Consider the following 21,771-nt stretch of genomic DNA (forward strand, 5'->3'; position numbering starts at 1 on the left):
GGGCGGTGGCTCACCACACCTGGGCGGAGAGGGCGGCAAGGTCGCGGGCGGTCCTGGAGAGCGGAAAGCGCGCCGCGTTGGCGAACCCTGACCGGCGCAGCCCGTCCAGCGCGCCGGGGTCGTCCCGCAGCCCGGTCAGCTCGGCCAGCGCCCGCCGCGGATCGGCGAGGAGATCGAGGGGCAGCGCCGAGTCGGCCAGCGCGTCCCGCAGCCCCGGCACCGGCTGGTACGCCACCGGCAGCCCGCACGCCTGCGCCTCCACGGCCACCAGACCGAACGCCTCCAGCTTCGCGGACGGCACCACCAGCAGATCGTGCTCGGCGAACGCCGCCCACAGCTCCTGGCGGCTCAGCCACCCGAGGTGCCGTACGGCCGACAGGTCCCGTTCCCCGGCCAGCCGCTGGAACTCGGCGACCGGGGCGGCCATGCTGAGCCGCACCCCGGGTACGCCGGTCAGCGCGGCGACCAGTTCGGCGGCGCCCTTCTCGGCGGTGAGCCGGCCGGCGTACAGCACTCGGAGCGGCCCGTCCTCCCGGGGGACGCGGACCGGCGGCTGGGCCAGCAGGGCGTCCGGGACGCCCCAGGGGATGTGGACGATACGGCCGCTGTCCGTCTGCGGGGCCAGCCGGCGCAGTTGGTCGGCCATCCCGGCTGTCGGCACCACCAGGGAGCGGGCCGCCTCGACCGCCTCCCGCAGCACCGCGCCCTGGGTCTCGTACTCGGCGGCGAACAGCAGGTCCGTGCCGTGCACCAGGCCGATGGCGGGCTGCTTGGGGTAGCCCCGCAGCAACGCCGGGGTGGCGCCGAAGGCGAGGTGCTGGAGGTGGACGACGTCCTGCTCGGTGTGCGGGAAGCGGGCGGTGACCGCGTCCGTCAGCCGGTCGACGTAGGCCCAGAAGCCTTCACCGCTGAGCTGTTTGCCGGGGACGTCCAGCAGGGCGAGGGGGCATTCGCCGGGCGGCGCGGTGGCGTGCGCAATCCCGGGGGTCAGCATGAACGCGCTCGCCGCCAGCGGCCCGTCCGGGTCCAGGTACAGGTCCTTGAGCAGTTCGACGCTGCCGCCCGGACTCCCCCAGGGCAGGTCGAGTCCCGTCAGGATCCGGGGCGCGCTCACCGCAGCTCCTCGTACAGCCGCGAGATGTCGATCCCGCTGGTCCGGGTGTATTTGCGGCCCAGTCTCTGGTAGCTGGACATCGCGCCCTCGGCGACCAGGAAGACGATCTTCCCGAAGGGCATCAGCGGATAGACCCGCACCGGCCGCGCCACCCGGATCTCCAGGGTCCAGCGGATGGCGTGGCCCACGTGTCCGAGCGGGGCGGAGACATGGACCCAGATACCGAGCGCGCCGAGGCTGCGGTCACCGTTGATCATCTGGGCGTAGCGCTCGGAGTGGGTGCGCTCGTGGGTGACGCCGAGGTAGAGCTGTCCCGGCCGCAGCACCATGCCCTCGGGCGGGATGACGTGCTCGGTGACCCGGGTCGCGGCGGCGGCGTCCAGCTCGTCGCCCTCGCAGACCCGGATGCGGTCCCCGAGGTGCCAGTCATAGGCGTTCGGCGAGATCCGCTCGGGATCGTAGGGCTCGATCACGATGTCGCCGCGCTCCACGGCGGTGGCGATGGCTTCGCGGGTGAGGATCATGTCGTGGGCACCGCCGCGTCCTTCCAGTAACGGGACTCCTGAGGGCCCGCCGAGGACTGGTACTTGCCGCGGTAGAGGTCGACCTCGCCGAGCGACACGAAGAACATGATCTGGCCGATCTTCATCCCCGGGTACACCCGCAGCGGCCGGACCGGGGAGAGCATCAGCGTCCACTGGCCGTGGAAGCCGATGTCGCCGATGGGCGCCGTGATCTCCACGAACAGCCCGAGCCGCCCGACCGAAGACCGCCCGAAGAGCAGCGGCACGTACTGGTCGGAGCCGACCTGTTCCACGGTGTGCCCGAGATAGAGCTGGTCGGGTCTGAGGACGTAGCCGTCCTCCTCGATGACGATCTCCCGGGTGGCGTTGGGGCGGTAGGGGTCGATGATCTCGTCGGTGTAGGTCAGCAGCCGGTCGCCGAGGCAGACGTTGTAGCTGTTGGGGTTCACCTGGGCCGGGTTGAACGGCGAGATGACGATCCGGCCGTCGTTCGCGGCCTCGGTGATCTCGGGGCCGGTGAGGATCACGCGGCCCTCCCCGCGGCGCCCTCGAAGTCGAAGTCCACCCGGTCCGCCACGTCCAGCTCCCGCAGCATGCGCAGGATCCCGGAGAAGTCGGTGACGAGCAGGTCCGCCTGCCCGCCGCCCCGGGAGTCCTCGACGATGTCCCGGGCCTTGGGGATGCCCGCGAACTCCAGGACCTTCAGCCACCAGTCGAAGTCCTCGGCGCAAAAGGCGTTGATGCCGGCGGGCAGGGACGCCACGAAGAAGTCCTGCTGGGACGTGGAGAGGTTGACGAAGACGTCCTTCATCACCTCGACCATGACCGGGCCGTGCGCCGACTCGTCGCGGGCGTGCAGCCGGGCGATGGTGGAGTGCAGCGGCTGCACGGTGGTGTCCCGGGCCATCAGGTCGAGGAAGGCGTTGACGCTGACCTCGCCGACCGTGGTCCACAGCAGGTAGAGCAGGTCCGACTCCCAGCGCTCGGCGGAGGCGTCCTGCGCCTCGTACAGCAGCCGGTTGGTGACGGGGTGCCCGCAGTCGGGTTCGGCGGTGATGCCCCGGGCCTCCCGGGTGCGCTGCATGCCGAGCATGTGCATGTACGTGTGCCACACCTCGTCGATGTGGGACTGCCGCACGATCTCCTTGACCTCGAAGCGGTCCACCCCGGGGAACACGGCGTGGCCGAGCTTCTCGAAGGTGGGGTTGACGACGAACTCCTCGGCGGCCACGACGCGTTCGTTGTACGCGATCCAGCCCAGGGTGTTCACCGTGCGCCGTTTGTCCTCCGGGGCGTCCCGGAAGTCGGGGTGCTCGCCGAACGGCATCAGCGCGACGGGGTAGTCGAGCAGTTCGGGGTCGTACTCCCCGGCTCCGGTGACCTTCTCCATGTCGGTGCGGACGGTGGCCCGGCGGGGCCAGGCCGCCGCCAGCCGGCGGAGCGTGCCGGGGCCGACCTGGCCGGTGGCTTCCTCGATGGTTCCCAACTCTTGTGTTCCTCCGTTGTCTTGCCGCGTCATTCGGCCGGTCCGGCGGTGGGGCGGGCCTCGATGACCCGGTATCCGCTGAAGCCGAGGGGCGCGCCGATCTGTGTCAGCTCGAGGCCGGCGGCGTCGAGGAGCTCGGTGAACTCCCGCTCGGTACGCTCTCGGCCGTGGGTCAGGACCATCAGGTTGAGGTCGCTGACGGTGAGAAAGGGGTCGGTCGTGGTGTCCGCGACGGGTGGTGCGACGACCTCGACGATCAGTACCCGAGCCGGGTCCGCCATGGCCCGGCGGCAGTTGCGGAGGATCGTCACGCAGGTCTCGTCGTCCCAGTCGTGCAGCACGCTCTTGATCACGTAGCGGTCGCCGCCCTCGGGCACGGCGGTGAGGAAGTCCTGGGCGGCCAGTTCGCACCGGTCCGCGACGCCCGCGGCGGCGAGGACGTCCGGGGCTGCGGCCACCCCCACCGGGGTGTCGACCAGGATCCCGCGCAGGTGGGAGTGGTGCGCGAGCACCCCGGCGAGCAGGGCGCCGTTGCCGCCGCCGACGTCCACGACGGTCTTGACGCCGTCGAAGTCGTACGACCGGGCGAGCGCCTGGGCCTCCGCGCCGCCGCTGACCGCCATCGCGGCGTGGAACTCAGCGCCCAGCTCCGGATCGGCCGCGAACAGGTCGAAGACCGAGCCTCCGGTGACCGACTCCACGGAGGGCCGTCCGGTGCGCAGACACTCGGTGAACCGTCCCCAGGAGGCCCAGACGGCCTCGCTGAAGTAGGGCATCAGCATCGGGCGGACGGAGCCCGGCACGTCCGAGCGGAGCAGGTCGCCTGCCGGGGCCAGCCGGAAGACGTCCTCGTCCTCCTGCTCCACCACCCCGAGGGTGGCCAGGCCCCGCAGCAGACGGCGCAGCGCCGGGGCCCGGGTCCCGGTCCGCTCGGCCAGCTCCTTGATCGTCAGGGGCTGCGCGGCGAGCAGGTCGGGGAGCCGCAGCCGGGCGGCGGCGTGGATCATCTGGGCGGGAATGAAACCGAAGGCGAGGCGGTAGAGGTGGGCTGCCGCCATCGGGTCGATCGTGTTCACGTGCCACTCGTTTCTGGACGAACTGGATGAACAGGAGCGAAGGAGATGGGCAGTGCGGTCAGCCCGCACAGGATGCTGATCTGGCGCCAGCGCAACTCATCCGCCGGGACGGCCAGTTGCAGTCCGTCGAAGCGGCCGAGCAGCGCTCCGAGTGCCGTGGTCGCGAGCATCCGGGCCAGCGGGGCGCCGAGGCAGTAGTGGATGCCGTGCCCGAAGGCCAGATGGGGGTTGGCCGTGCGCCGTACGTCCAGGGTGTCCGCGTCCGGGAAGGTGCTGGGGTCCCGGTTGGCCAGGGACAGGCCGATGTTGACGACCGAACCGCGGGGGATCAGGGTCTGGCCGATGACCACGTCGTCGACGGCGACCCGGAGGGCGGACTGGCCCGCCGATCCCTCGTAGCGCAACAGTTCCTCCACCGCCGACGGCAGCAGCGCCGGGTCGTCACGGACCAGGGTCAGCTGGTCCTGGTGGAGCAGCAGGGTGAGCAGGCCGTTGCCGATGAGGTTGGTGGTCGTCTCGTGTCCGGCGACGAGCAGCAGCACGGCCAGGCCGATGAGTTCGTCCTCGTCGAGGCTGCTGCGCTGCTCCTGGGCCACGATGAGGGCGCTGAGCAGATCGGGCTGCTCGTCCGGCGCCAGGTCCGGTCGTACGGCGGCGCGTTTGGCCGCGACGAGCCGGGTGAAGTAGGCGCGCAGCCGGCGGGAGCGCTCCTCGCGGGTGCGCGGTCCGACGGCGGTGGACAGGGTGCGCGCGGCCCAGGTGCGCAGGACGTCCCGGTCCCGGGTGGGCACGCCGAGCAGCTCACAGATGACCAGCACGGGCAGCGGGAAGGCGAGGTCGGCGATGACGTCCGCACGCCCGGTGGGCGCGAGGGTGTCGAGGAGTTCGCCGGTGACGGCCTCGGCCCTCGCCGCCAGCGCGTTGATCCGACGGCGGGTGAAGCCGTGGGAGACGAGACCGCGCAGCCGGGTGTGGTGCGGCGGATCGTTGTTGGCCATCGGGGAGTAGGCGTTCGCGGTGTCGACGGGATGACCGAGACGGCGCGGGTCGTTGGAGAGTCCGGGGGCGCGCAGGGCCTGGCGGGCCTCGGCGTACCCGGAGATCAGCCAGTAGGTGAAGCCGCTCTCCTCCCGTACCAGGCGGACCGGTGGTTCCGTGCGCATCCGCTGGTGGACCGCGTCCGGTTCGGTGAGCAGCCGGTACGGGCTGAAATCGAGCAGCGGTTCGAGATCCGGCTTGGTCTGCACCTGTTCCCCCCTGGGTCGACCGACCGGATCACCTTCGCACCGTGGCCGGAAGGTGTCGTCCGCCCCTGGACCGGATTTGCTTCTCAGACTGGGGGTTGAGCTTCCGACTCCGCCTCCACCGGTCGTCGCCTGGGGCTGTGAAGCCGGGATCGAATGCGGCTAGATCTTTCCGGCGACCTGTCAGTACTCTGCACAACGAGACGCGTGGTCCAGACCATCGGTCCGTGCCCGTTTCCCGTATGTCCGTCTTCGGGATTCATGCACTCATGGGGGTTATTTCACAGCATGACGAACACAACTGGGGCTGACTGTATACGGGTCGTGATCTGCGACCCACGGCATCTGATGCGAGCGGGCATGGTCAGCGTCCTGGAGAGAGAACCGGACATCAGCGTGGTGGGCGAGGCCCTCGACGGCCAGGAGATGCTCGCCGCGGTGCAGAGCCTGCGCCCGCATGTAGCACTCATCAACCACGACGCGGACGCCGTGGACGGCATCGCCATGGCGCGCAGTCTGCGGAGAATGGCCCCGGACAACGCGCCGGGCGTCCTCATGCTCAGCTCCAGGACCGAGCAGGCCGAGCTGTTGTCGGCGCTCAAGGGCGGGGTGCGCGGCTTACTCCCGGGCAACTGCGCCCCGCGGATCCTGCCCGCCGCCATCCGTGACGTCGCCGGCGGCGCGATGGTCCTGAAGTCACCGAACGCCGTGCAGCTGATCGGCAGACTGCTCAACCGCTCACCCGAGGTGACCGCATTCGCGGGCTCCGCGCAGCTCGAGCTGCTCACCACCAGGGAGCGCGATGTGCTGTCACTCGTCGCGAACGGCCACTCCAACCTGGTGATCGCCAAGATGCTGTCGCTGAGCGAGGCGACGGTCAAGTCCCACCTCTATCACCTCTGCCAAAAGCTCGGCCTGCGCGATCGCACCCAGGCCGTGATCCTCGCGTACGAGACGGGTCTGGTCCGCCCCTGCGCGGCCTGATCCGGCGGCCGGGGGCGGTGTCGGTGGCAGCGACCGACGCCGGCACCGTCCTCAGCCCGCCGCGGGGAGCAGTTCGGCCGCGTCGACATGGCTCACCGCCACCGACAGGAAGGCGTTCGCGGACGCCGGGTCGCTCGCGATCCATCGGGTGAACTCCAGCCTCTCCTGGGTCACTTCGAGCCGAGCGGTGTCGAGGGCGGTCCGGTAGCGCGGCTCCATCAACCGTCGGTGACCGTCGGCATAGCGGTCCAGGGCGGTCTCCAGCTCCCTGTCGTCGTGCAGCCCCGCGCCGACCGACCCGGCGAGCAGCGCGGCCTGTTCGAAGGCGTCGCTGATGCCGGTCCCGGTGATGGAGTCCTTGTGGCATCCGGCGTCCCCGACCAGGACCCAGCCCGGCCCCCTGACCGTACGGATGTGGTTGAGCTGGCTGCCGGTGCCGCGCAGCCGTTCCACGCGCCGTGCCGACAAGGCGCGTTCGGCCAGGTCGGGGGCGGTGGTCCGGATCGCCTCCCGGTAGGCGCGGTCCGCGTCCCGCCGTATGTCCTGGAACTCCGCCTGCGGGAAGTAGGCGGCCACCAGGGTGAGTTCGTCATGAGTGCCGACCACGCCGATGAGCCGTCCGGTCCGCTCGTACACCTCGAACTGTGCGGGCAGCCCCTCCCAGTAGCCGTAGTAGACGCAGGTGAGCGGGGTGTCCTCCCGCTCCACCGCCGCCCCGCACAGGCCCGCCAGCGTCGAGCGCATCCCGTCGGCCCCCACCACCAGGCGGGCCCGCACCGTGCTCTCGCCCCGGCCGGTCCGGCAGCGCACCCCGGTCACCCGGCCCCCCTCGGCGAGCATCCCGGTGACGGTGTGACCCTGCCGGAACTCGGCCCCGGCCTCGACGGCCGCGTCGATCAGCATGCTGTCCAGGACGTACCGGCGCGGCGCGTACACCGCGTCGATGCCCTCCTCCACTGGGACCGGACCGGCGAGCCGGACGTCCTGGAGCGTGTAGGAGATCCGGCGCACCGGCGGGCAGCCGGTCGCGGCGAGCCGGTCCAGCAGCCCCCAGCGCCGGAGCAGCCGCAGTCCGGGCCGGTGGATGTGCTGGGTGGAGAGGGTGTCGCTGGGGAAAGCCGCCCGGTCCAGCAGCAGGACCCGGTACCCGGCCCGCGCGAACAGCAGCGCGGTCGAGGCACCGGCGCTGCGCGCGCCGGCCACCACCACGTCGTAGGACTCCATGAGTCGGGTGCTCCTTCTGTTCAGAAACCGGCTCGCAGGGGCAGGTGCGGGTCGGTGCGGTCCGGTGCGCGGGGGCCCACGGTCACCAGCACCAGTGGCTGGAGCGGACACGTGGTCAGACCGAGGGCCGACCGCACACCCGCGGGGTCGAAGTCGCAGTGCACATGGCTCTCCAGGCCGACGGCCGCAGCGGCCAGCGCGATCCGCTGGGCTGTGGCACCGGCGGCGATGTTCTGCGCCCGGTACCAGCGGTCCCCGCAGCGCTCGACCCCGCCGCGCGGATCGCCGCAGACCGCGAGGACCGCGGTGGCGGTACGGCATTCGTCGGCCAGCATGGGGCTCTTGGCCGCGGCGAGCACGTCCCGTGCGGCGTCGGCCCACCGGGTGCCGGTCAGCGCGTGGGCCTCGGCGTCGTAGAGGTACGCGCCCGTCTCCACCTCCGGGACCCGCTGGAGCAGTCCGGCGAGCTGAACCGGGACCTCCACCCCGGTCAACGGGGTCCCCGCGGCGGCGAGGAGGGCGGCGAGCGTCCGCTCGGGCACCGGGGCCGGCCGGAAGCCGTACGCCGTGCGGCGGCCCGGGAAGCCGCCTGCGAGGTCGAGGGCGGCGGGGGGCAGGGCGTGCCGGGGGCCGTCGGGGAGCGGCCAGGGGGCGGGGCGGTCGCCGAAGTCCCCCGGTGCGGCCCGCCGGATGGCGGCGTGCAGGGCGGCGGCCTCGGCCAGGGCGGGGATCTCGGTGATGGGGACCGGGCCCGGCACGGCCACAGGCACTTCGGTGACGGGGTCCGGGCCGGGCTCGGCGTCGGCGATCTCGGTGACGGGGCCCGGGCCGGACCCCGCGACGGGCACATCGGTGGCAGGGCCCAGGCCCGGCCCGGCGGCGGGCAGCCCGGCGTGACGGCCTGTGAAAGGCGCCGCTGCGGGTGCGTCCGGCCGCTGCAGGGTGATCACCGCGAACACGCTCTCCGCGAAGGAGGAGAACCCGAGCAGTTCGTCCAACGCGGCGTCCTCGTAGCGCAGATGGACGGTCGCCGTCAGGCCCGTCGCCTCGGCCGCGGCCACTGTCTGCGCGGCCGCCACCCCGACGTCGAGGCTCTGGAGGCGGTAGCCGAACACTCCGTACTTGGCCATGTTGCGCCACAGCACGCAGCTCAGCAGCAGGACGAACTCCGGTTCCTCTGGAGGCGGTTCGGCGAGCAGGGACGTGACCAGGTGACGCCGGTCGTCCGCGCGCAGGTGCTCCAGGGCGTGGTGGACCGGGTCGTAGTGGGAGAGTCCGGCGGGGAGGCCGTCCAGGGCGGGATGCGCGAGGTAGAGCTCCACGGGGTAGCGGGAGCCGGAGGCGGCGGCGGTACGGCCGGGTGACAGCAGCCTTGGGCGGGCGGCGGAACCGCCGAGGCCGATCGGCATGATGCCGCTCATCCAGCGCATCCGGGTCAGTCCGCCCGCCCGGTGCAGCAGCCAGGACAGACGCCGGAGCGGTTCTGTGTCCCGGGGATCCCGTCGGTCCGGCAACGGCCGACGGCGCGCTGACGGGTACCGCTTGTGGACCGGCGGAAGCCGGAGCGGGTCGGCCGCGGGCAGGGCGTCCGGCGGCTGGTGGCCGGAGTCCAGGTACTGCAGGGCGGCCGAGGCTGTCGAGGACGTCATGCGACCCTCCAGTGCGGTACGGGCATCAGATAGCGCTCGTCGTCGCCGGGGGTGCCGAGGGCGACCTGGAACACCGGCTCGTGGCCCGGCGGCAGACACAGCGCGCGGGCGAGCGGTCCGGCGGCGTAGCCGTTGTGGATCCGCGCGGCGAGCCCGGACCGGGCGCTCAGCACGCACAGCCGCTGCGCGACGACGCCGGCCTCGTGGTGCAGCACCCGGAACCCCCGGTCGCCGAAGGCCACTTGACCCCGGTGGGCGGGGACCGACAGGAAGACGACGGCGTTCACCGTGCGGTAGTCGATGTTGGCCGCCTCGAGACCGAGGCCGGCTGCGTGGGCGGGACCGAGGTGCCGCAGACCGTGCGGGGTCACCTCGTGCACTCCGTCCTCGGCCCCGGTCACATCGACCGTCCATAGGTGTGCCCGCACGGGCGGCCCGGAACCTTCCGGCACGGCGTCGGAGTCGTACGGCGTGAAGGCGGGCAGGACGGCGTCGAGCACGGCGGCCACCGGCACCGGCCGCGGCTCCGGGTGGAACACCGGTGCGCCCGAGGTGCGTGCGCGCAGACACTCGGCGAGTTCCCCGGCCGGGGCGGGTGCGGCGAGCGCGTGCTCCTCGTGCGGCAGCCGGGCGATGGACGCCGTGTCGGTGAGGCGGGCGGCGGTGTCCAGCTCGACGAGGTCCGTGAGCGCGCCGACACCGGTGGCGGGACGACCGGGAGGCGGCGTCAACGCCGCCTCCCCCTCGCGGGACACCGCATCGGCGCCGGTGTGCCCCGCGTACAACGGCACCACCGCGGCCACGCTCTCCTCCGGACGCGAGGCCCCGATCAGCCGCTCCAGCGGCCCGTCGAGGAACTGGTGCCGCAGCTGTCCCCGCACGCCGAGCGCGCCCGCGACCATGAGCGCGTTGCCGGCCACCAGACCCGTCTCCTGCGCGCACAGCCGGTACGCGTACGCCCCGTACCGGAACGCCGTGCGCCAGAAGACCGTGGACAGCAGCAGTACGCCCACCGCACCCTCCAGGTCCGTGCCGAGCGCCGCGCCGATCAGGGCGCGGAAGTCGCCGTCCCGCAGCAGGACGAGGGCGTGGTGCGCGGGGTCGTAAGCGTAGACGCCCGCGGGCAGTCCGTCGTGGCCCGGCGTCCACAGGTACGTCTCCACCGGCGCGAAGCAGCGGGCGGAGGGGGCGGCCCGGTGGTAGGGCCAGCGGGCGGTGGGGCCGAACTCGGTGCGCAGCACGCCGCAGGTGTAGTGGAGCAGCGCGGAGTGGAGGCGGGCGCTCGGCGCGGGCGGGCTCCCGGTGCCGTCGCCGAGGGCCTGGCTCAGCGTGCCGAGCGTCCGGGGCGGCGACGGCAGCGGATACCGGGGCAGCGAGCCGTGGCGGGTGAACCGCTCCGGTTCCTCCGGCGCGCCCTCCCGGCCGCCCGGCCCCTGCCCGATCAGGTCGGCGTAGGCGTGCAGGGACCGGTGCCAGTACCGTGCGCCGGGCGGCTCGGGGGCCCGGTCGGCCCCTTCGACAGCAGTCATCCGCGGAGTCCTCACGGGAACGGGTGGGGGTGGGGGTTGATGTCCTCGGGCGTCAGCACACGGTCGCGGTGGCCGAGGTCGTACGGCACGGTCAGCAGCCGCGGGATGCCGTCGACCCGCCGGTTCTGATGCCCGAACGTCATCGGCAGGGTGCCCGGCACCATCACCTTGACGCAGGCGAAGCCGCCCGCCCGGTGCTCCGGCGTCGTCTGGTCCACGACCAGGACGTCCAGGCCCCGGTCCAGATAGCGGCGGAGCATCTCCTCCAGGTCCGCCCGCAGATCGGTGTGCGCGGGCCACCGCCACTGCTCCTCGAAGCTCGCGAACGGCCGTGCCTCGCGCTCCCCCAGCAGGAAGTCGAACCGGTCGAAGGCGTCCTCGTGGCTGTAGAGCACGGAGTGGTCGCCCATCACCTTCACCAGGGACGGGTCGCGCACCATGCGCGCGGCGCGTTCCCGCTCCGCCGCGTCGTAGATCTTGGCGTGCTCCAGCAGATGCGCCGTCTCGTGCAGGACGTTGACGACGGCCTTCTCGGCCAGCAGCGCGGAGCCGCCCGCGCACAGGACGCGCGGTCTGCCCGGGTCGCCGAGCGTGTCGAGACCGACCGCCCAGAAGCACGGGACGCCCTGTTCCAGGGTGGCCGAGTAGAGGCGGACCTCGTACCCCGTCCGTTGGCGCAGATGCTCGATCATCATGGGGATCGAGCGGTCCCGCGCGGAGTCCGGGTCGACGCGCGGGATCGGCATCTGTCCGTACCAGGTCATCAGGAAGGCGTCCCGTTCGGCCACCTCCAGCAGCCCGCACAGGACGGCCTCCTCCAGACAGCCGCCCATGGCGCAGCCGTTGGAGATCTCGTAGACGAAGCGCGGGTCGTCGTGGCTGTGCGCCGCGTAGTAGGCGTACCGCTCGGGGATCAGCACCGGCTCTGCGCGGGCGAAGGACCAGCCCCATACCCAGGGCATCACCAGGTCCTCGTCGTACCGGATGTAGGGGAAGCCGGGCAGGTCGTGGCGGTCGTCGGGGTAGAGCCCGAAGGTGCGGGGGTCCACGGCGCGTTCGCCCAGCTCGCGCCTGCTCGCCGTGACCGTGGTGCGCCGCCCCCGTGGCTGCTCCCCGCCGAACCGCTCCAGTGCCTCCAGGACGGCGGTGATCCGGGAGGTGCGGTAGTCGGTCGTACGGCCCCACCCGTGCTGCGAGTTGTTGCCGCGCAGGGAGCTGAGCGGGGCCACCGCGCGCGGCAACGGCCCGCCCCGCTCGTCGTCCACGGACGGTACGACACCGGCGGCGCGGTCCACATAGATGTCGTACAACTCCCGTTCGCGCGCCACGACGTTCTGCACCCGGAAGACGTCGGGCGCGGGCTTGGGGCGGGCGGCCGGGGCGATCCGTGCCGCCTCGGGACCGTCGGGGGGCAGACCGCCGCAGTCCGCGCAGAGCGTGTACGGCAGGTAGCGGTGGGAGCTGACGGCGAGCGAGGCGAGTTCGACGCGGAGGAACCGGTCGTCCGGCCGGCGGCCCTCGACGGTGCCCGCGCGGTCGGCGGCGTCCTGCGGCGGGGGTGCGCCGGTCAGGGTCGACCGCAGGAGGCCGACGGCGAGCTCGGCCGCCAGGGCCGCCGCCGTCCGGGTGCGCAGTGGCGTGAGCCGGGCGGACAGGGTGGTGCCGTGGCGGGCGCGCAGGGTCTCGTGGTGCTGGGCCTTGTCGCGGGCGAGGCGGCGGCGCCAGTCGGCGCAGGTCGGGCAGGCGTCCCCGACGACGGGTCCGACATGGATGGCGTCCGCCTCGGTGTTCAGCGGGATCCAGGGGACCCCGGCCGCCTCCGCGGCCTTGCGGATCTCGGCGTGGCCGGTCGTGTCGGCGGTGTCCGAGGCCACCAGGACGGCGGCGCAGGAGCCGAGCGCGTCGGCGAGCGCGCCGCGGTCCGGCCGCACCAGCGGAAAGGAGCGGGCCAGGACGGCGGCGGTGGCCTGGTCGAGCAGTCCGCCGTCACCGAGCAGGGCGACCGGGCCGGTGGGGTGCTCACGCATCGAGCAGCACCACCCGCACGAGATGCGGCAGTACGGCGTGCACGACCGGGTCCTGGTCCAGCGGTACGACGACGGGTTCGAGTCCGTCGGCGCGCAGGGCCTCGACGAGCGGGCGGTGCCGTTCCCCGCCGGCGCCCTCGGAGGGGGCCCACAGGGACACTTCGGGCGAGGGCGCGTACTCGGTCTGGTCGTGCGTGTGGGCCTGGTGGGCCAGCAGCAGGCGCCCCAGGCCGGACGCGGCGGCCTCGGCGGGGGTGAAGCCGGCCCCGAGCTCGGTCAGCCCGGTCTGCGCGTCACCGAGGCGGAAGGCGTAGGCGCTGACCCCGGCGGGAGCCCGGAGCGCGAACGCCGACAGGTCCTCGCCCGTGGTGAGCAGAAGGTCGCGCAAGTGGCCTGCCCGGTCGTCTAGTTGGAGGTCGGCGGGTGCCACCGGCTCCCGCCGCTTGGGCAGCCGTCGCACGAGATGGTCCAGCAGCGCCCGCTCCACGGCGTCGTCCCATGTCGCACCGGCGCCCGTGCCGACGGGGTGATGCCCGAAGACCTCGTCCGCCGGCACGTCCCGGACCGTGCCGTCCGCCGCCGCGAACCCGGTCACCGGGCCGTCCGCCGACAGCGCGCCGGCGCGGACGGCGTACGCGGCCAGTCCGTGCCGCAGCGCGGCGTCCTGGGCCTGCGCGAAGTCGGCTCCCGCGCCCCACACCGGGAAGGACTCCCCGGGGCGCCCGGGGTCGGCGACAGCGACGCGGACGACCCGCAGCGGGAACTGCTCGTAGTGCCCCTCGGACACCGGCCCCAGCACCCCGAGCCGCTCGTCGGTCAACGCGACGACGCGTTCGGCGAGTTCGCCGCCGTCGGAGGCGTCCGGCGCTTCGGCGAGCCGGTGGACGGACGTCTGAAGCGTCTCCAGGTCGACGCGAACGGCACCGGCCGCCGCGGTGTCCTCCTCCGCGACCCCGGTGACGTGCTCGAAGGCGCGGAACACCAGGTGGTTGGCGACAATGCCCGGGACGGGCCCGGTCAGCAGGTCGCTCCGCGTCTGGGCCACCGGGCTGCCCAGTCTCCGCCACAGCCGCTCCCAGCGCATCGCCGGACGGTCCGCCGGGCACACCGGCCCGATCCAGGCCTCCTCGCCGAAAAGAGTCACGGCGATCAGGGTCCGGCCGAGTTCCGCGCAGGCGCGGTCGACGGCCGTGAGGTGCCCGGGAGCGGTGCGGTCGGCCGCGTACAGGACGAGGTCGGCGGCCTCGACCGCGTGCCACAGCGCCGCCGTGTCGGTGACGTCCAGCGATCCGTGGTCCAGGTGCTGTGCCACCGCACGGTCCCGGGCCTCGTCGGCGAGTTCCTTGAGCCGCATGTCCACCCCCGGCTCCTCCCCACCGGTGGTCAGGGCCGAGACCCGGGCCACACCCGTGAGCAGGGCTCCCTCCACGGTGGCGCAGAGCACCGCGCCCGCTCCGAGGACCAGGAGCCGGGTACGGCGGTACCGCTGGAAGCGCAGCGCGGGCGAGGAGCGGAAGGACTCGACGAAGGCGATCTCGGTGGCGTACGCCTCCAACTCGGGACCCGACAGGGTGTGTTCCTCGTCCTCGCCGACATCGCGGACCAGTCCGGCCTCGTGCAGCGCGCCGACAAGCCGCTCGACCATCTGCCGGGTCGCGGGCCGCATGCTCGCGGTGAGGTCGCCGACGCTGTGTCTGCCGTCGAGGTGCGGAGACAGCTTCTCCAGCCACGCGTAGGTCGAGGCGCCCTGGAGGGTGACGATGTCGCTGCCCTTGGACAGCAGCACGCCGTCCCCTTCGGGGGTGGGGGTGAAGAAGACGCCGGTTCTCATCCGCGGGCGCATGGCCGCGATCCTGCTCTGCATGGTGGAGGACTCCGCATTCTGCTGGTCGGGCGTGCGCGCCCCGGGCGAGTCGTGAGGTCGATCGTGTCAGCGGGCCCCCGCCCCGGTCGTCCGTCGGCAGTCTGCATTCCTGCCTCCGCCGAGAAGAGGCGGCCGGACCGGGTCTCCCACTGCTGTGGGGCCCGGGGTCTCAGATCCGCTGGTGATGGCGGGTCAGCTCCTCCAGCACCGGGACGAGTTCGGCGGGTCCCGGAAGCCGCGCCAGCTCGTCGCGCCAGACGGCGGCGCCCTCCCGGCAGTCCTGGAGAACCGACCGCAGAGCCGCCCGCAGCGACTCGGGGTTCGATTCCCCTCGCCGGAGGGCGACTCCGGCGCCCTTGCGTACGAGCTGTACGGCCGCCGCCTCCTCGTCCCAGGCCGGCTCCGGCACGATCAGCTGGGGCACGCCCGCCGCGGCGGCCGACGCGAAGACCTCGGCACCGCCGTGGTGGACGACCGCCGCGCAGCTGGGCAGAACCCGCGCCCAGGGGACGTCCGACGGGCCGACCAGCTCGATGTCCAGCTCCCGCAGGGCGTCGGCGAGCTCCTCCCCCGCCGCCCAGACCCGCGGGCGCAGCGGCCGGCCGCGCAGCCGCTCGGGGACGCTGCCGCCACCGCCGTAGGGCACCCAGCGCACGTTCTCGTACCGGACGCCCGGCGCGGACAGCCGCATCCCGGGCGGCATGGGGTCGACGGTCCACTGGCCGAGGACCAGTTCCTCGGCGTAGGGCAGTCCGTAGGGTTCGAGGAGCTGCTGCATGGTCTCCTCCAGCGGCTCCGGGAAGCCGTCGCTGGGGGCCTGGTCCCGGTAGCGCGCCGCACGCCCGCGCAGCCAGGCGATGTTGTCGCGGCCCCACAGCAGCCGGGCGTGGGCGGCGCCGCCGACGCGGGCGGCGACGGCGGCCGGGAGGCAGAAGGGGTCCCACAGCACCAGGTCGGGCCGCCAGCGGACGACGGTGCCCGTGAGCTCCTCCAGCAGGGGGCGCAAGGCCGCGAAGGCGCGGGTGGTCCGGTACCACTGGGCGCCCCAGTCGGGGCAGTCCCCCGGACCGATGTGCAGTCCGCCTCCGGGGTGGCCGGCCAGGGCGGGGTTGCGGCTGAGGTCGGTCAGCGCGGCGAGATCCTCGCCCTGTCCCACCGGGACGGCCGCGAGCCCCGCCTCGGTCACCGCGCGCACCAGGTCCGGGTGGGTGGCGACGCGCACCTCGTGGCCGGCGTTCTGGAGCGCCCAGGCGAGCGGGGGCACCGGGAAGGCACGGGCCGCGACGGGAAAGGCTGCGAACAGGACACGCACGGGTCACTTCTCTCTCGCCGGGTGCTCGATGAGCCGGCGGTAGTGGTCGACGGTCTCGGCAAGAACCGGTTCGAAGGGGACTTCGGGCGGGTGACGTCCGGGTGCGGAGCACGCGGGTGTGCGCTCGGGCCCCGGCGGAGGATGTCGCGGGAGTGGGCGGCCGCTCCGGTGACGAGGTGGCGCGTCATGAGGCGATCCGCACGGAGCTGTGGTCGCCGAGCACCAGCTGGTGCGAGGTGGGCACGCGGGGCGCGGGCGCGACCTGGACGTGGCAGCCGATGAGGGAGGCGTCGATCCGGCGCACGCCGGTGATGGTCGCTTCGCTCAGCACGATGGAGAACTCGATCTCGCTGTCCTCGATCCGGCAGTGCTCGGCGATGGAAGTGGACGGTCCCACATAGGAGTTGACGATGACCGATCCGGCGCCGATCAGCGCCGGGCCCACGATCCGGGAACCCCGCACGACCGCTCCCGCGCACACCTTCACCCGTCCGACGAGTTCGCTGTCGGCGCTGACGCTGCCCTCGACGGCGGGTTCGAGCACCTCCAGGACACTGCGGTTGGCCTCCAGCATGTCGGCGACGGTGCCGGTGTCCTTCCAGTACCCGGTGATGACGGTCGGGCGGATGTCCCGGCCCTGCGCGAGCATCAGCCGCAGCGCGTCGGTGATCTCCAGCTCGCCCCGCTCGGAAGGGGCGATGGCGCGGACGGCCGCGTGGACGGCGGGGGTGAACAGGTAGGCACCGACGATGGCGAGATCGCTCGCGGGCCGCTCCGGCTTCTCCCGGAGGTCCGTGACGCGTCCGTCGGCGGAGAGCGTGGCGACGCCGTAGGCACTGGGGTCGGGGACCCGGGTCAGCAGCAGCTGGGCGTCCGGTCGGTGCGTGCGGAACGCGTCGAGCAGCGCGCCGATGCCGCCGACGATGAAGTTGTCGCCGAGGTACATCAGGAAGTCGTCGTCACCGAGGAAGTCCCGGGCGATGAGTACGGCGTGGGCGAGGCCGAGCGGCCGGGGCTGGGGAAGGTAGGTCACCCGCAGCCCGAAGCCGGAACCGTCGCCGACAGCCCGCCGGATCTCGGCGGCGGTGTCGCCGACGATCACCCCGACGTCCTTGATCCCGGCGTCGGCGATGGCTTCGAGGCCGTAGAAGAGGACGGGCTTGTTGGCGATGGGGACGAGCTGTTTGGCGGAGGTGTGGGTGATCGGGCGCAGTCGCGTGCCCGCGCCGCCCGCCAGCACGAGGGCTTTCACGAGGCTCCTTTCGATGCTCGATGTGTCCGGCTGCTCAGTGCCGCGGCGCGCGGAACGCGGCGACCGTGAGCGGGCCGAAGACCACGAGCAGCAGCAGGGACCAGCCGAGCGTGGCGGCGATCGGGTGCGTGATCGGCCAGGCGGCGTCGGCGGGTACGGCGACGGTGTTGCCGAACAGCTCCCGTACGGCCGACACGACCGCGCTCACCGGGTTCCAGTCGGCGAGCAGCCGCAGCACGGTGGGCAGCCCTTCGGTGGGCACGAAGATGTTGGAGATCATGGTGAGCGGGAACATCAGCATGCCGACCAGGTCGGTCGCCGACCGGGAGGGCATGACCAGGCCGATCCACATCCCCAGCCAGCTGAAGGCGTAGCGGGCGAGGAGCAGCAGGGCGAGCCCCGGCACGACCCCGGTCGGGCGCCAGCCGACCAGCAGCCCGCAACCGGCCATCAGCGCCAGGGTGATGACCCCGCCGAGGCACTCGGCGAGGGACTGCCCGACGGGTACACCCGTGCGGCTCATGGGCAGCGAGTGGAAGCGGTCGGTGATCCCCCGCTCCTTGTCCTCGGCCACCACCGCCGCGCTGGCGGCGATGCCGAACACGGCCATCTGCGCGAGCATGCCGGGCATCAGGAAGTCGACGTACGCGCCACCGCCGGGCGGCCGCATGTTGCTGCCGAGCACGTAGACGAACAGCAGGGTGAAGAGCAGCGGGATCACCAGGGCCGTCACGGCCCGCTCCGGGGCGCTGCGCAGGTGCAGCAGATAGCGCCGGGCGACCGTCGCCGCGTCCCCGGCGCACCAGCGCAGCCGGGACAGCAGGGGTTCGTCGGCGGTGTGCCAAGTGGTGGGTGAGGAAGGGGAGTTCACACAGACTCCCGGTTCCGGTCCGGCCGGCGCATGAGGTTCAGGAACACCTCGTCCAGCGTGGGCCGCCGCAGGGTGAGATCGGCTACGGCGATGTCGGCGGACTCCAGTTCGCGCAGGGCCGTGGCGAGCACGGCCGTGCCGGGCGCCGCGTCCGCGCCGAGGGCCAGGGTGACCCGGCGGGGGTCGTCGCCGGTGCCGGGATCCCGGCCGCCGGCTCGGGCCAGGATCTCGGCGGCCCGGCCGCGCTGTCCGGCGTGGCGGACGGTGAGGTCGATGGACTCCCCGCCGAGCGCGGACTTCAGCTCGAAGGGGGTGCCCTCGGCGACAACGCGGCCGCCGGTGCCGTCCGGGTCGTTCAGCACGGCGATCCGGCCGGCGAGGTGGTCGGCCTCGTCCAGGTACTGCGTGGTCAGCAGCACGGTCGTCCCGGCCCGGACCAGCTCCCGCACGCTCTCCCACAGACCACCCCGGCTTTGTGGATCGAGGCCGGTCGTGGGCTCGTCGAGGAACATCACCGCGGGCGGGACGACCAGCCCGACCGCGAGGTCGAGCCGCCGGCGCATCCCGCCGGAGTAGGTGCGCACCGGCCGCTCGGCCGCCTCCGTCAGCCCGAACCGCTCCAGCAGCTCCTCGGCCCGTCGCCGTGCGGCGGCTCCGCGCATCCGGTACAGCCGGGCGAACATCTCCAGGTTGTCCCGCCCGCTGATCACCTCGTCCACCGAGGCGTACTGTCCGGTCAGCGCGACGCTTCCGCGCACCCGAGCGGGGTGCCGGACGACATCGTGCCCGGCCACGCGGGCGGTTCCGCCGTCGGGGAGGGACAGGGTCGCCAGGATCCGGACCAGCGTGGTCTTCCCCGCGCCGTTGGGCCCGAGCAGTCCGCAGACGGTTCCGGGTGCGACGGTGAGGTCGACTCCGCCCAGGGCGGGCGTCGCCCCGAACGCCTTGCACAGGGCGCGCACCTCGATCGCGGGGGCGTCGAGCGGGGGTGGGGGCACGGGTTCTCCTCGGGACGAAGACTTACGGTCGGGTTCGGGCGGCGGGGCGCAACCGCACCGGCAGCGTCAGCAGCCCGCGCATGTCCCCGACGGGCCGCCACAGCGGGGGTGCGCTCGGATCGGCCGCGGCCAGCTCCGGGCAGCGGTCGAGCAGTACGGCGAGGACGGTCTCGGTCTGGAGCCGGGCGAGCGGCGCACCCAGGCAGAAGTGGATGCCGTGGCCGAAGGAGAGATGGGGGCCGCGGGCCCGGGTGAGGTCGAGCCGGTCGGGCTCGGGAAAGGCCTCCGGGTCCCGGTTGGCCGCCGAGAGCGCCACGCTGACGACGCTGCCGGCCGGGATGACGGTGCCGGCGACCCGCACGTCCTCCCGTGCCACCCGCAGCGTGGTCCGCGCCAACGACGCCTCGTAGCGCAGGAGTTCGTCCACGGCGGAGGGCAGCAGCTCGGGACGGTCGCGCAACAGCGCGAGCTGGTCGGGATGGCGCAGCAGGGCGTCGACCGCGTTGCCGATCATCCCCGTCGTCGTCTCGTGGCCCGCCACGAGCAGCAGCACCAGCAGGCCGACGAGTTCCTCGTCGTCGAGGCGCTGCCCCCGGTCGTGCGCCACCACGAGGGCCGCGAGCAGGTCGGGCTGCTCCTCCTGGGGCAGATCGGTGCGGACGTGGGGACGCTTCGCGGCAACGAGGGAGGCGAACCAGCGGTGCAGTCTGCGGGTGCGCTCCGCGGGCCCTGATCCGTTGCCGGACACGGTGAGCATCCGGGTGGCCCAGGTCAGCAGCGCGCCCCGGCTGCGGTGCGGTACCCCGAGCAGCTCGCTGATCACCAGGACCGGCAGCGGGAAGGCCAGCGCCGCCATCAGGTCGACGCCGTCCTCGTCAGGGACCGCGTCGAGGAGTTCCCGGGTGAGCCGTTCGACCCGTGGCCGTAGCTCCTCCACCCGGCGCGGGGTGAACGCACCCGAGATCAGCCGCCGTAGCCGGGTGTGGTCCGGAGGGTCGCTGTTGACCAGGGGCAGGAAGAAGCTGTCGGCGCCGGAGACGCCGTACCCGGCGGAACTCAGCGCCTCTTCGGCGAACCTGGGGTCCTTGGAGAACCGGGGGTCGAGCAGCACGGCCCTGGCGTCGGCGTGCCGGGTGATCAGCCAGTAGTCGAGGCCTTGCGGGTTGCGCACGAGCCGGGGGCCCGGGCTCTCGCGCAGCCGGGAGTAGTAGGCGTGCTGATCGGCGAAGAAGGCGGGCGTGTCGATCTCGGTCGGCGGGGTCACCGGGGATCCAGCAGGGATTCGATGGTGTCGGCCGCTGCGGGGGCTCCACCGGCCCGCTGGATGTGCCCGCGCATCTCCCGCACCCGGGCCCCGAACGAGGAGTCGGACAGTACCCCCAGCGCCGCCTGCCGCAGACCGTCGGCCGTCACCCCGCTCCGGTGCAGCATCACCCCCAGACCCAGCTCCGCCACCCGGTCCGCGTTGGCCCGCTGCTCACTCATCTGCGGAATCGCCACCATCGGCACCCCGAACGACAGCGACTCCATCACACTGCCCATCCCGGCATGCGTCACGAACAGATCCGCCTCACGCAACACCCGAAGCTGCGGCACATGCGCCCGCACCTCCACATGCCCAGGCACCCCCGCCAGCCGCGCGGGATCGACCCGGTCCCCCACCGCCATCACCACATCCCACGGCAACCCGGCAAAGGCATCCACACACGTCTGGAAGAACCCCAGATCATCGTTGTGGATCGTCCCCAACGACACCAACACCAACGGCCGTTCACCACCCGCCCGCCGACTCCACACCCCGTCCGTGACCCGCCGTCCGAGGCAGGGCCCTACGAAGTGGACGTCGTCGCCGAACGTCTCGCCTCGGAACTGGAACTCGCGCGGGATGAACACCAGCGCCGGACCCGACTCGCTCCCGGTCATCAGCTCCTTGGGCCCGAAGGGGACCCGCACCCGGTCCAGCAGCTTGGCGACACCGTGGAAGACGCGCATGACCTCCGGGTGCAGCGGATCGACCTCGGTCCGGACACTGGCCAGCGACCAGTCGGCGCTCGCCGCGAAGGTCGTGCGGTACGGCAGCGCCGTGATGCCCCGTCGTGCCGCGGCCAGGCGGGCCGCCCATCCGGACGGGTCGTCGTACACCACCAGATCGGGCCGGTCCGCCGCGAACGCACGGTCCAGCGGCCCGAGTACGGCCACGGTCTCGCGCAGCAGATCGCGCAGCACCTTCGCGAGGTCGGCGCTGCCGAACCGGTCCGAGCGGTCTCCGGCGCCGTCGTCGGCCGGCAGCCCGTCCATCGTGGACTCGTAGAGCAGCGGCCTCGCCCCGGTCCCGGCCACGGCGGCGGCGAACCGGGCGGTCGTCGCGAAGCTCACCCGGTGCCCGCGCCGCGTCAGCTCCTCGGCGACGCCGAGCGCCGGGTTCACATGGCCGTGTCCGGGCAGAGCGAAGAACGCGATGTGCGCCGGGTGGGGCCCACCGGCCTGGCGGAGACCACTCACCGTCCCACCTCAGCCCGCACCAGCAGGGATTCGATGGTGTCGGCCGCTGCGGGGGCTCCACCGGCCCGCTGGATGTGCCCGCGCATCTCCCGCACCCGGGCCCCGAACGAGGAGT

Annotated in this window: 18 protein-coding genes; 1 reads left to right on the forward strand and 17 read right to left on the reverse strand. The window is 73.0% G+C overall.

Annotated elements, in window-relative coordinates; all coding sequences use genetic code 11:
- Nucleotides 1-10: 10 nt before the first annotated feature.
- From ACZ7L0_RS37335 to ACZ7L0_RS37360, 6 genes are read right to left on the reverse strand one after another with little or no spacing between them, the layout of a single operon-like run.
- Nucleotides 11-1,114, reverse strand: a complete 1,104-nt coding sequence (locus tag ACZ7L0_RS37335) for a glycosyltransferase family 4 protein (protein ID WP_471247019.1) — start codon at nucleotides 1,112-1,114, stop codon at nucleotides 11-13.
- Nucleotides 1,111-1,638: a dCTP deaminase gene (locus ACZ7L0_RS37340; RefSeq protein ID WP_471247020.1), complete on the reverse strand. Its 528-nt coding sequence runs from the start codon at nucleotides 1,636-1,638 to the stop codon at nucleotides 1,111-1,113. The genes ACZ7L0_RS37335 and ACZ7L0_RS37340 overlap by 4 nt, the downstream gene beginning before the upstream one ends.
- Nucleotides 1,635-2,165, reverse strand: a complete 531-nt coding sequence (dcd, locus tag ACZ7L0_RS37345; protein ID WP_471247021.1) for a dCTP deaminase — start codon at nucleotides 2,163-2,165, stop codon at nucleotides 1,635-1,637. Before dcd ends, ACZ7L0_RS37340 begins: the two co-directional genes overlap by 4 nt.
- Nucleotides 2,162-3,124, reverse strand: coding sequence for a diiron oxygenase (locus ACZ7L0_RS37350; protein WP_471247022.1), 963 nt, complete (start codon nucleotides 3,122-3,124; stop codon nucleotides 2,162-2,164). The genes dcd and ACZ7L0_RS37350 overlap by 4 nt, the downstream gene beginning before the upstream one ends.
- Before the next feature lie 29 nt (nucleotides 3,125-3,153).
- Nucleotides 3,154-4,200 (reverse strand): methyltransferase, encoded by a 1,047-nt coding sequence (locus ACZ7L0_RS37355; protein WP_471247023.1) that lies wholly within the window; start codon nucleotides 4,198-4,200, stop codon nucleotides 3,154-3,156.
- Nucleotides 4,197-5,447 (reverse strand): cytochrome P450 family protein, encoded by a 1,251-nt coding sequence (locus tag ACZ7L0_RS37360; protein WP_471247024.1) that lies wholly within the window; start codon nucleotides 5,445-5,447, stop codon nucleotides 4,197-4,199. The genes ACZ7L0_RS37355 and ACZ7L0_RS37360 overlap by 4 nt, the downstream gene beginning before the upstream one ends.
- Before the next feature lie 321 nt (nucleotides 5,448-5,768).
- Between ACZ7L0_RS37360 and ACZ7L0_RS37365 the strand changes: the two genes are divergently transcribed.
- Complete coding sequence (locus tag ACZ7L0_RS37365; RefSeq protein ID WP_471247025.1) at nucleotides 5,769-6,428, forward strand: LuxR C-terminal-related transcriptional regulator; 660 nt, start codon at nucleotides 5,769-5,771, stop codon at nucleotides 6,426-6,428.
- A 51-nt stretch (nucleotides 6,429-6,479) separates the two neighbouring features.
- Here ACZ7L0_RS37365 and ACZ7L0_RS37370 read toward each other — a convergent pair whose 3' ends face one another.
- The 11 genes from ACZ7L0_RS37370 to ACZ7L0_RS37420 form a co-directional block, all read right to left on the reverse strand.
- Nucleotides 6,480-7,652, reverse strand: coding sequence for an NAD(P)/FAD-dependent oxidoreductase (locus ACZ7L0_RS37370; protein ID WP_471247026.1), 1,173 nt, complete (start codon nucleotides 7,650-7,652; stop codon nucleotides 6,480-6,482).
- 20 nt (nucleotides 7,653-7,672) lie between these two features.
- A complete protein-coding gene (locus tag ACZ7L0_RS37375) occupies nucleotides 7,673-9,301 on the reverse strand; it encodes a SagB family peptide dehydrogenase (protein ID WP_471247027.1) in 1,629 nt (542 codons plus the stop codon).
- The gene (locus ACZ7L0_RS37380; RefSeq protein ID WP_471247028.1) at nucleotides 9,298-10,830 is read right to left on the reverse strand and encodes a SagB/ThcOx family dehydrogenase; all 1,533 of its coding nucleotides are present in this window, start codon (nucleotides 10,828-10,830) and stop codon (nucleotides 9,298-9,300) included. The genes ACZ7L0_RS37375 and ACZ7L0_RS37380 overlap by 4 nt, the downstream gene beginning before the upstream one ends.
- A gap of 11 nt (nucleotides 10,831-10,841) precedes the next feature.
- Nucleotides 10,842-12,857: a TOMM precursor leader peptide-binding protein gene (locus ACZ7L0_RS37385; RefSeq protein WP_471247029.1), complete on the reverse strand. Its 2,016-nt coding sequence runs from the start codon at nucleotides 12,855-12,857 to the stop codon at nucleotides 10,842-10,844.
- Complete coding sequence (locus tag ACZ7L0_RS37390) at nucleotides 12,850-14,721, reverse strand: hypothetical protein (RefSeq protein ID WP_471247030.1); 1,872 nt, start codon at nucleotides 14,719-14,721, stop codon at nucleotides 12,850-12,852. Before ACZ7L0_RS37390 ends, ACZ7L0_RS37385 begins: the two co-directional genes overlap by 8 nt.
- Nucleotides 14,722-14,890: 169 nt before the next feature.
- Complete coding sequence (locus tag ACZ7L0_RS37395) at nucleotides 14,891-16,033, reverse strand: nucleotide disphospho-sugar-binding domain-containing protein (RefSeq protein ID WP_471247031.1); 1,143 nt, start codon at nucleotides 16,031-16,033, stop codon at nucleotides 14,891-14,893.
- Nucleotides 16,034-16,217: 184 nt separating this feature from the next.
- Complete coding sequence (locus ACZ7L0_RS37400) at nucleotides 16,218-17,285, reverse strand: glucose-1-phosphate thymidylyltransferase (RefSeq protein WP_471247032.1); 1,068 nt, start codon at nucleotides 17,283-17,285, stop codon at nucleotides 16,218-16,220.
- A 34-nt stretch (nucleotides 17,286-17,319) separates the two neighbouring features.
- Nucleotides 17,320-18,156: an ABC transporter permease gene (locus ACZ7L0_RS37405; protein ID WP_471247033.1), complete on the reverse strand. Its 837-nt coding sequence runs from the start codon at nucleotides 18,154-18,156 to the stop codon at nucleotides 17,320-17,322.
- A complete protein-coding gene (locus ACZ7L0_RS37410) occupies nucleotides 18,153-19,154 on the reverse strand; it encodes an ATP-binding cassette domain-containing protein (protein ID WP_471247034.1) in 1,002 nt (333 codons plus the stop codon). The genes ACZ7L0_RS37405 and ACZ7L0_RS37410 overlap by 4 nt, the downstream gene beginning before the upstream one ends.
- 22 nt (nucleotides 19,155-19,176) lie before the next feature.
- A complete protein-coding gene (locus ACZ7L0_RS37415; protein WP_471247035.1) occupies nucleotides 19,177-20,418 on the reverse strand; it encodes a cytochrome P450 family protein in 1,242 nt (413 codons plus the stop codon).
- Complete coding sequence (locus ACZ7L0_RS37420) at nucleotides 20,415-21,656, reverse strand: macrolide family glycosyltransferase (protein WP_471247036.1); 1,242 nt, start codon at nucleotides 21,654-21,656, stop codon at nucleotides 20,415-20,417. The genes ACZ7L0_RS37415 and ACZ7L0_RS37420 overlap by 4 nt, the downstream gene beginning before the upstream one ends.
- Nucleotides 21,657-21,771 lie beyond the last annotated feature (115 nt).

Source organism: Streptomyces sp. NPDC039424 (assembly GCF_055639495.1).

Coding starts and splice junctions, on each gene's coding strand:
- ACZ7L0_RS37340 (WP_471247020.1), bottom strand. CDS start 1,638: ATGATCCTCACCCGCGAAGCCATCGCCACCGCCGTGGAGCGCGGCGAC.
- ACZ7L0_RS37370 (WP_471247026.1), bottom strand. CDS start 7,652: ATGGAGTCCTACGACGTGGTGGTGGCCGGCGCGCGCAGCGCCGGTGCC.
- ACZ7L0_RS37375 (WP_471247027.1), bottom strand. CDS start 9,301: ATGACGTCCTCGACAGCCTCGGCCGCCCTGCAGTACCTGGACTCCGGC.
- ACZ7L0_RS37380 (WP_471247028.1), bottom strand. CDS start 10,830: ATGACTGCTGTCGAAGGGGCCGACCGGGCCCCCGAGCCGCCCGGCGCA.
- ACZ7L0_RS37385 (WP_471247029.1), bottom strand. CDS start 12,857: ATGCGTGAGCACCCCACCGGCCCGGTCGCCCTGCTCGGTGACGGCGGA.
- ACZ7L0_RS37390 (WP_471247030.1), bottom strand. CDS start 14,721: ATGCAGAGCAGGATCGCGGCCATGCGCCCGCGGATGAGAACCGGCGTC.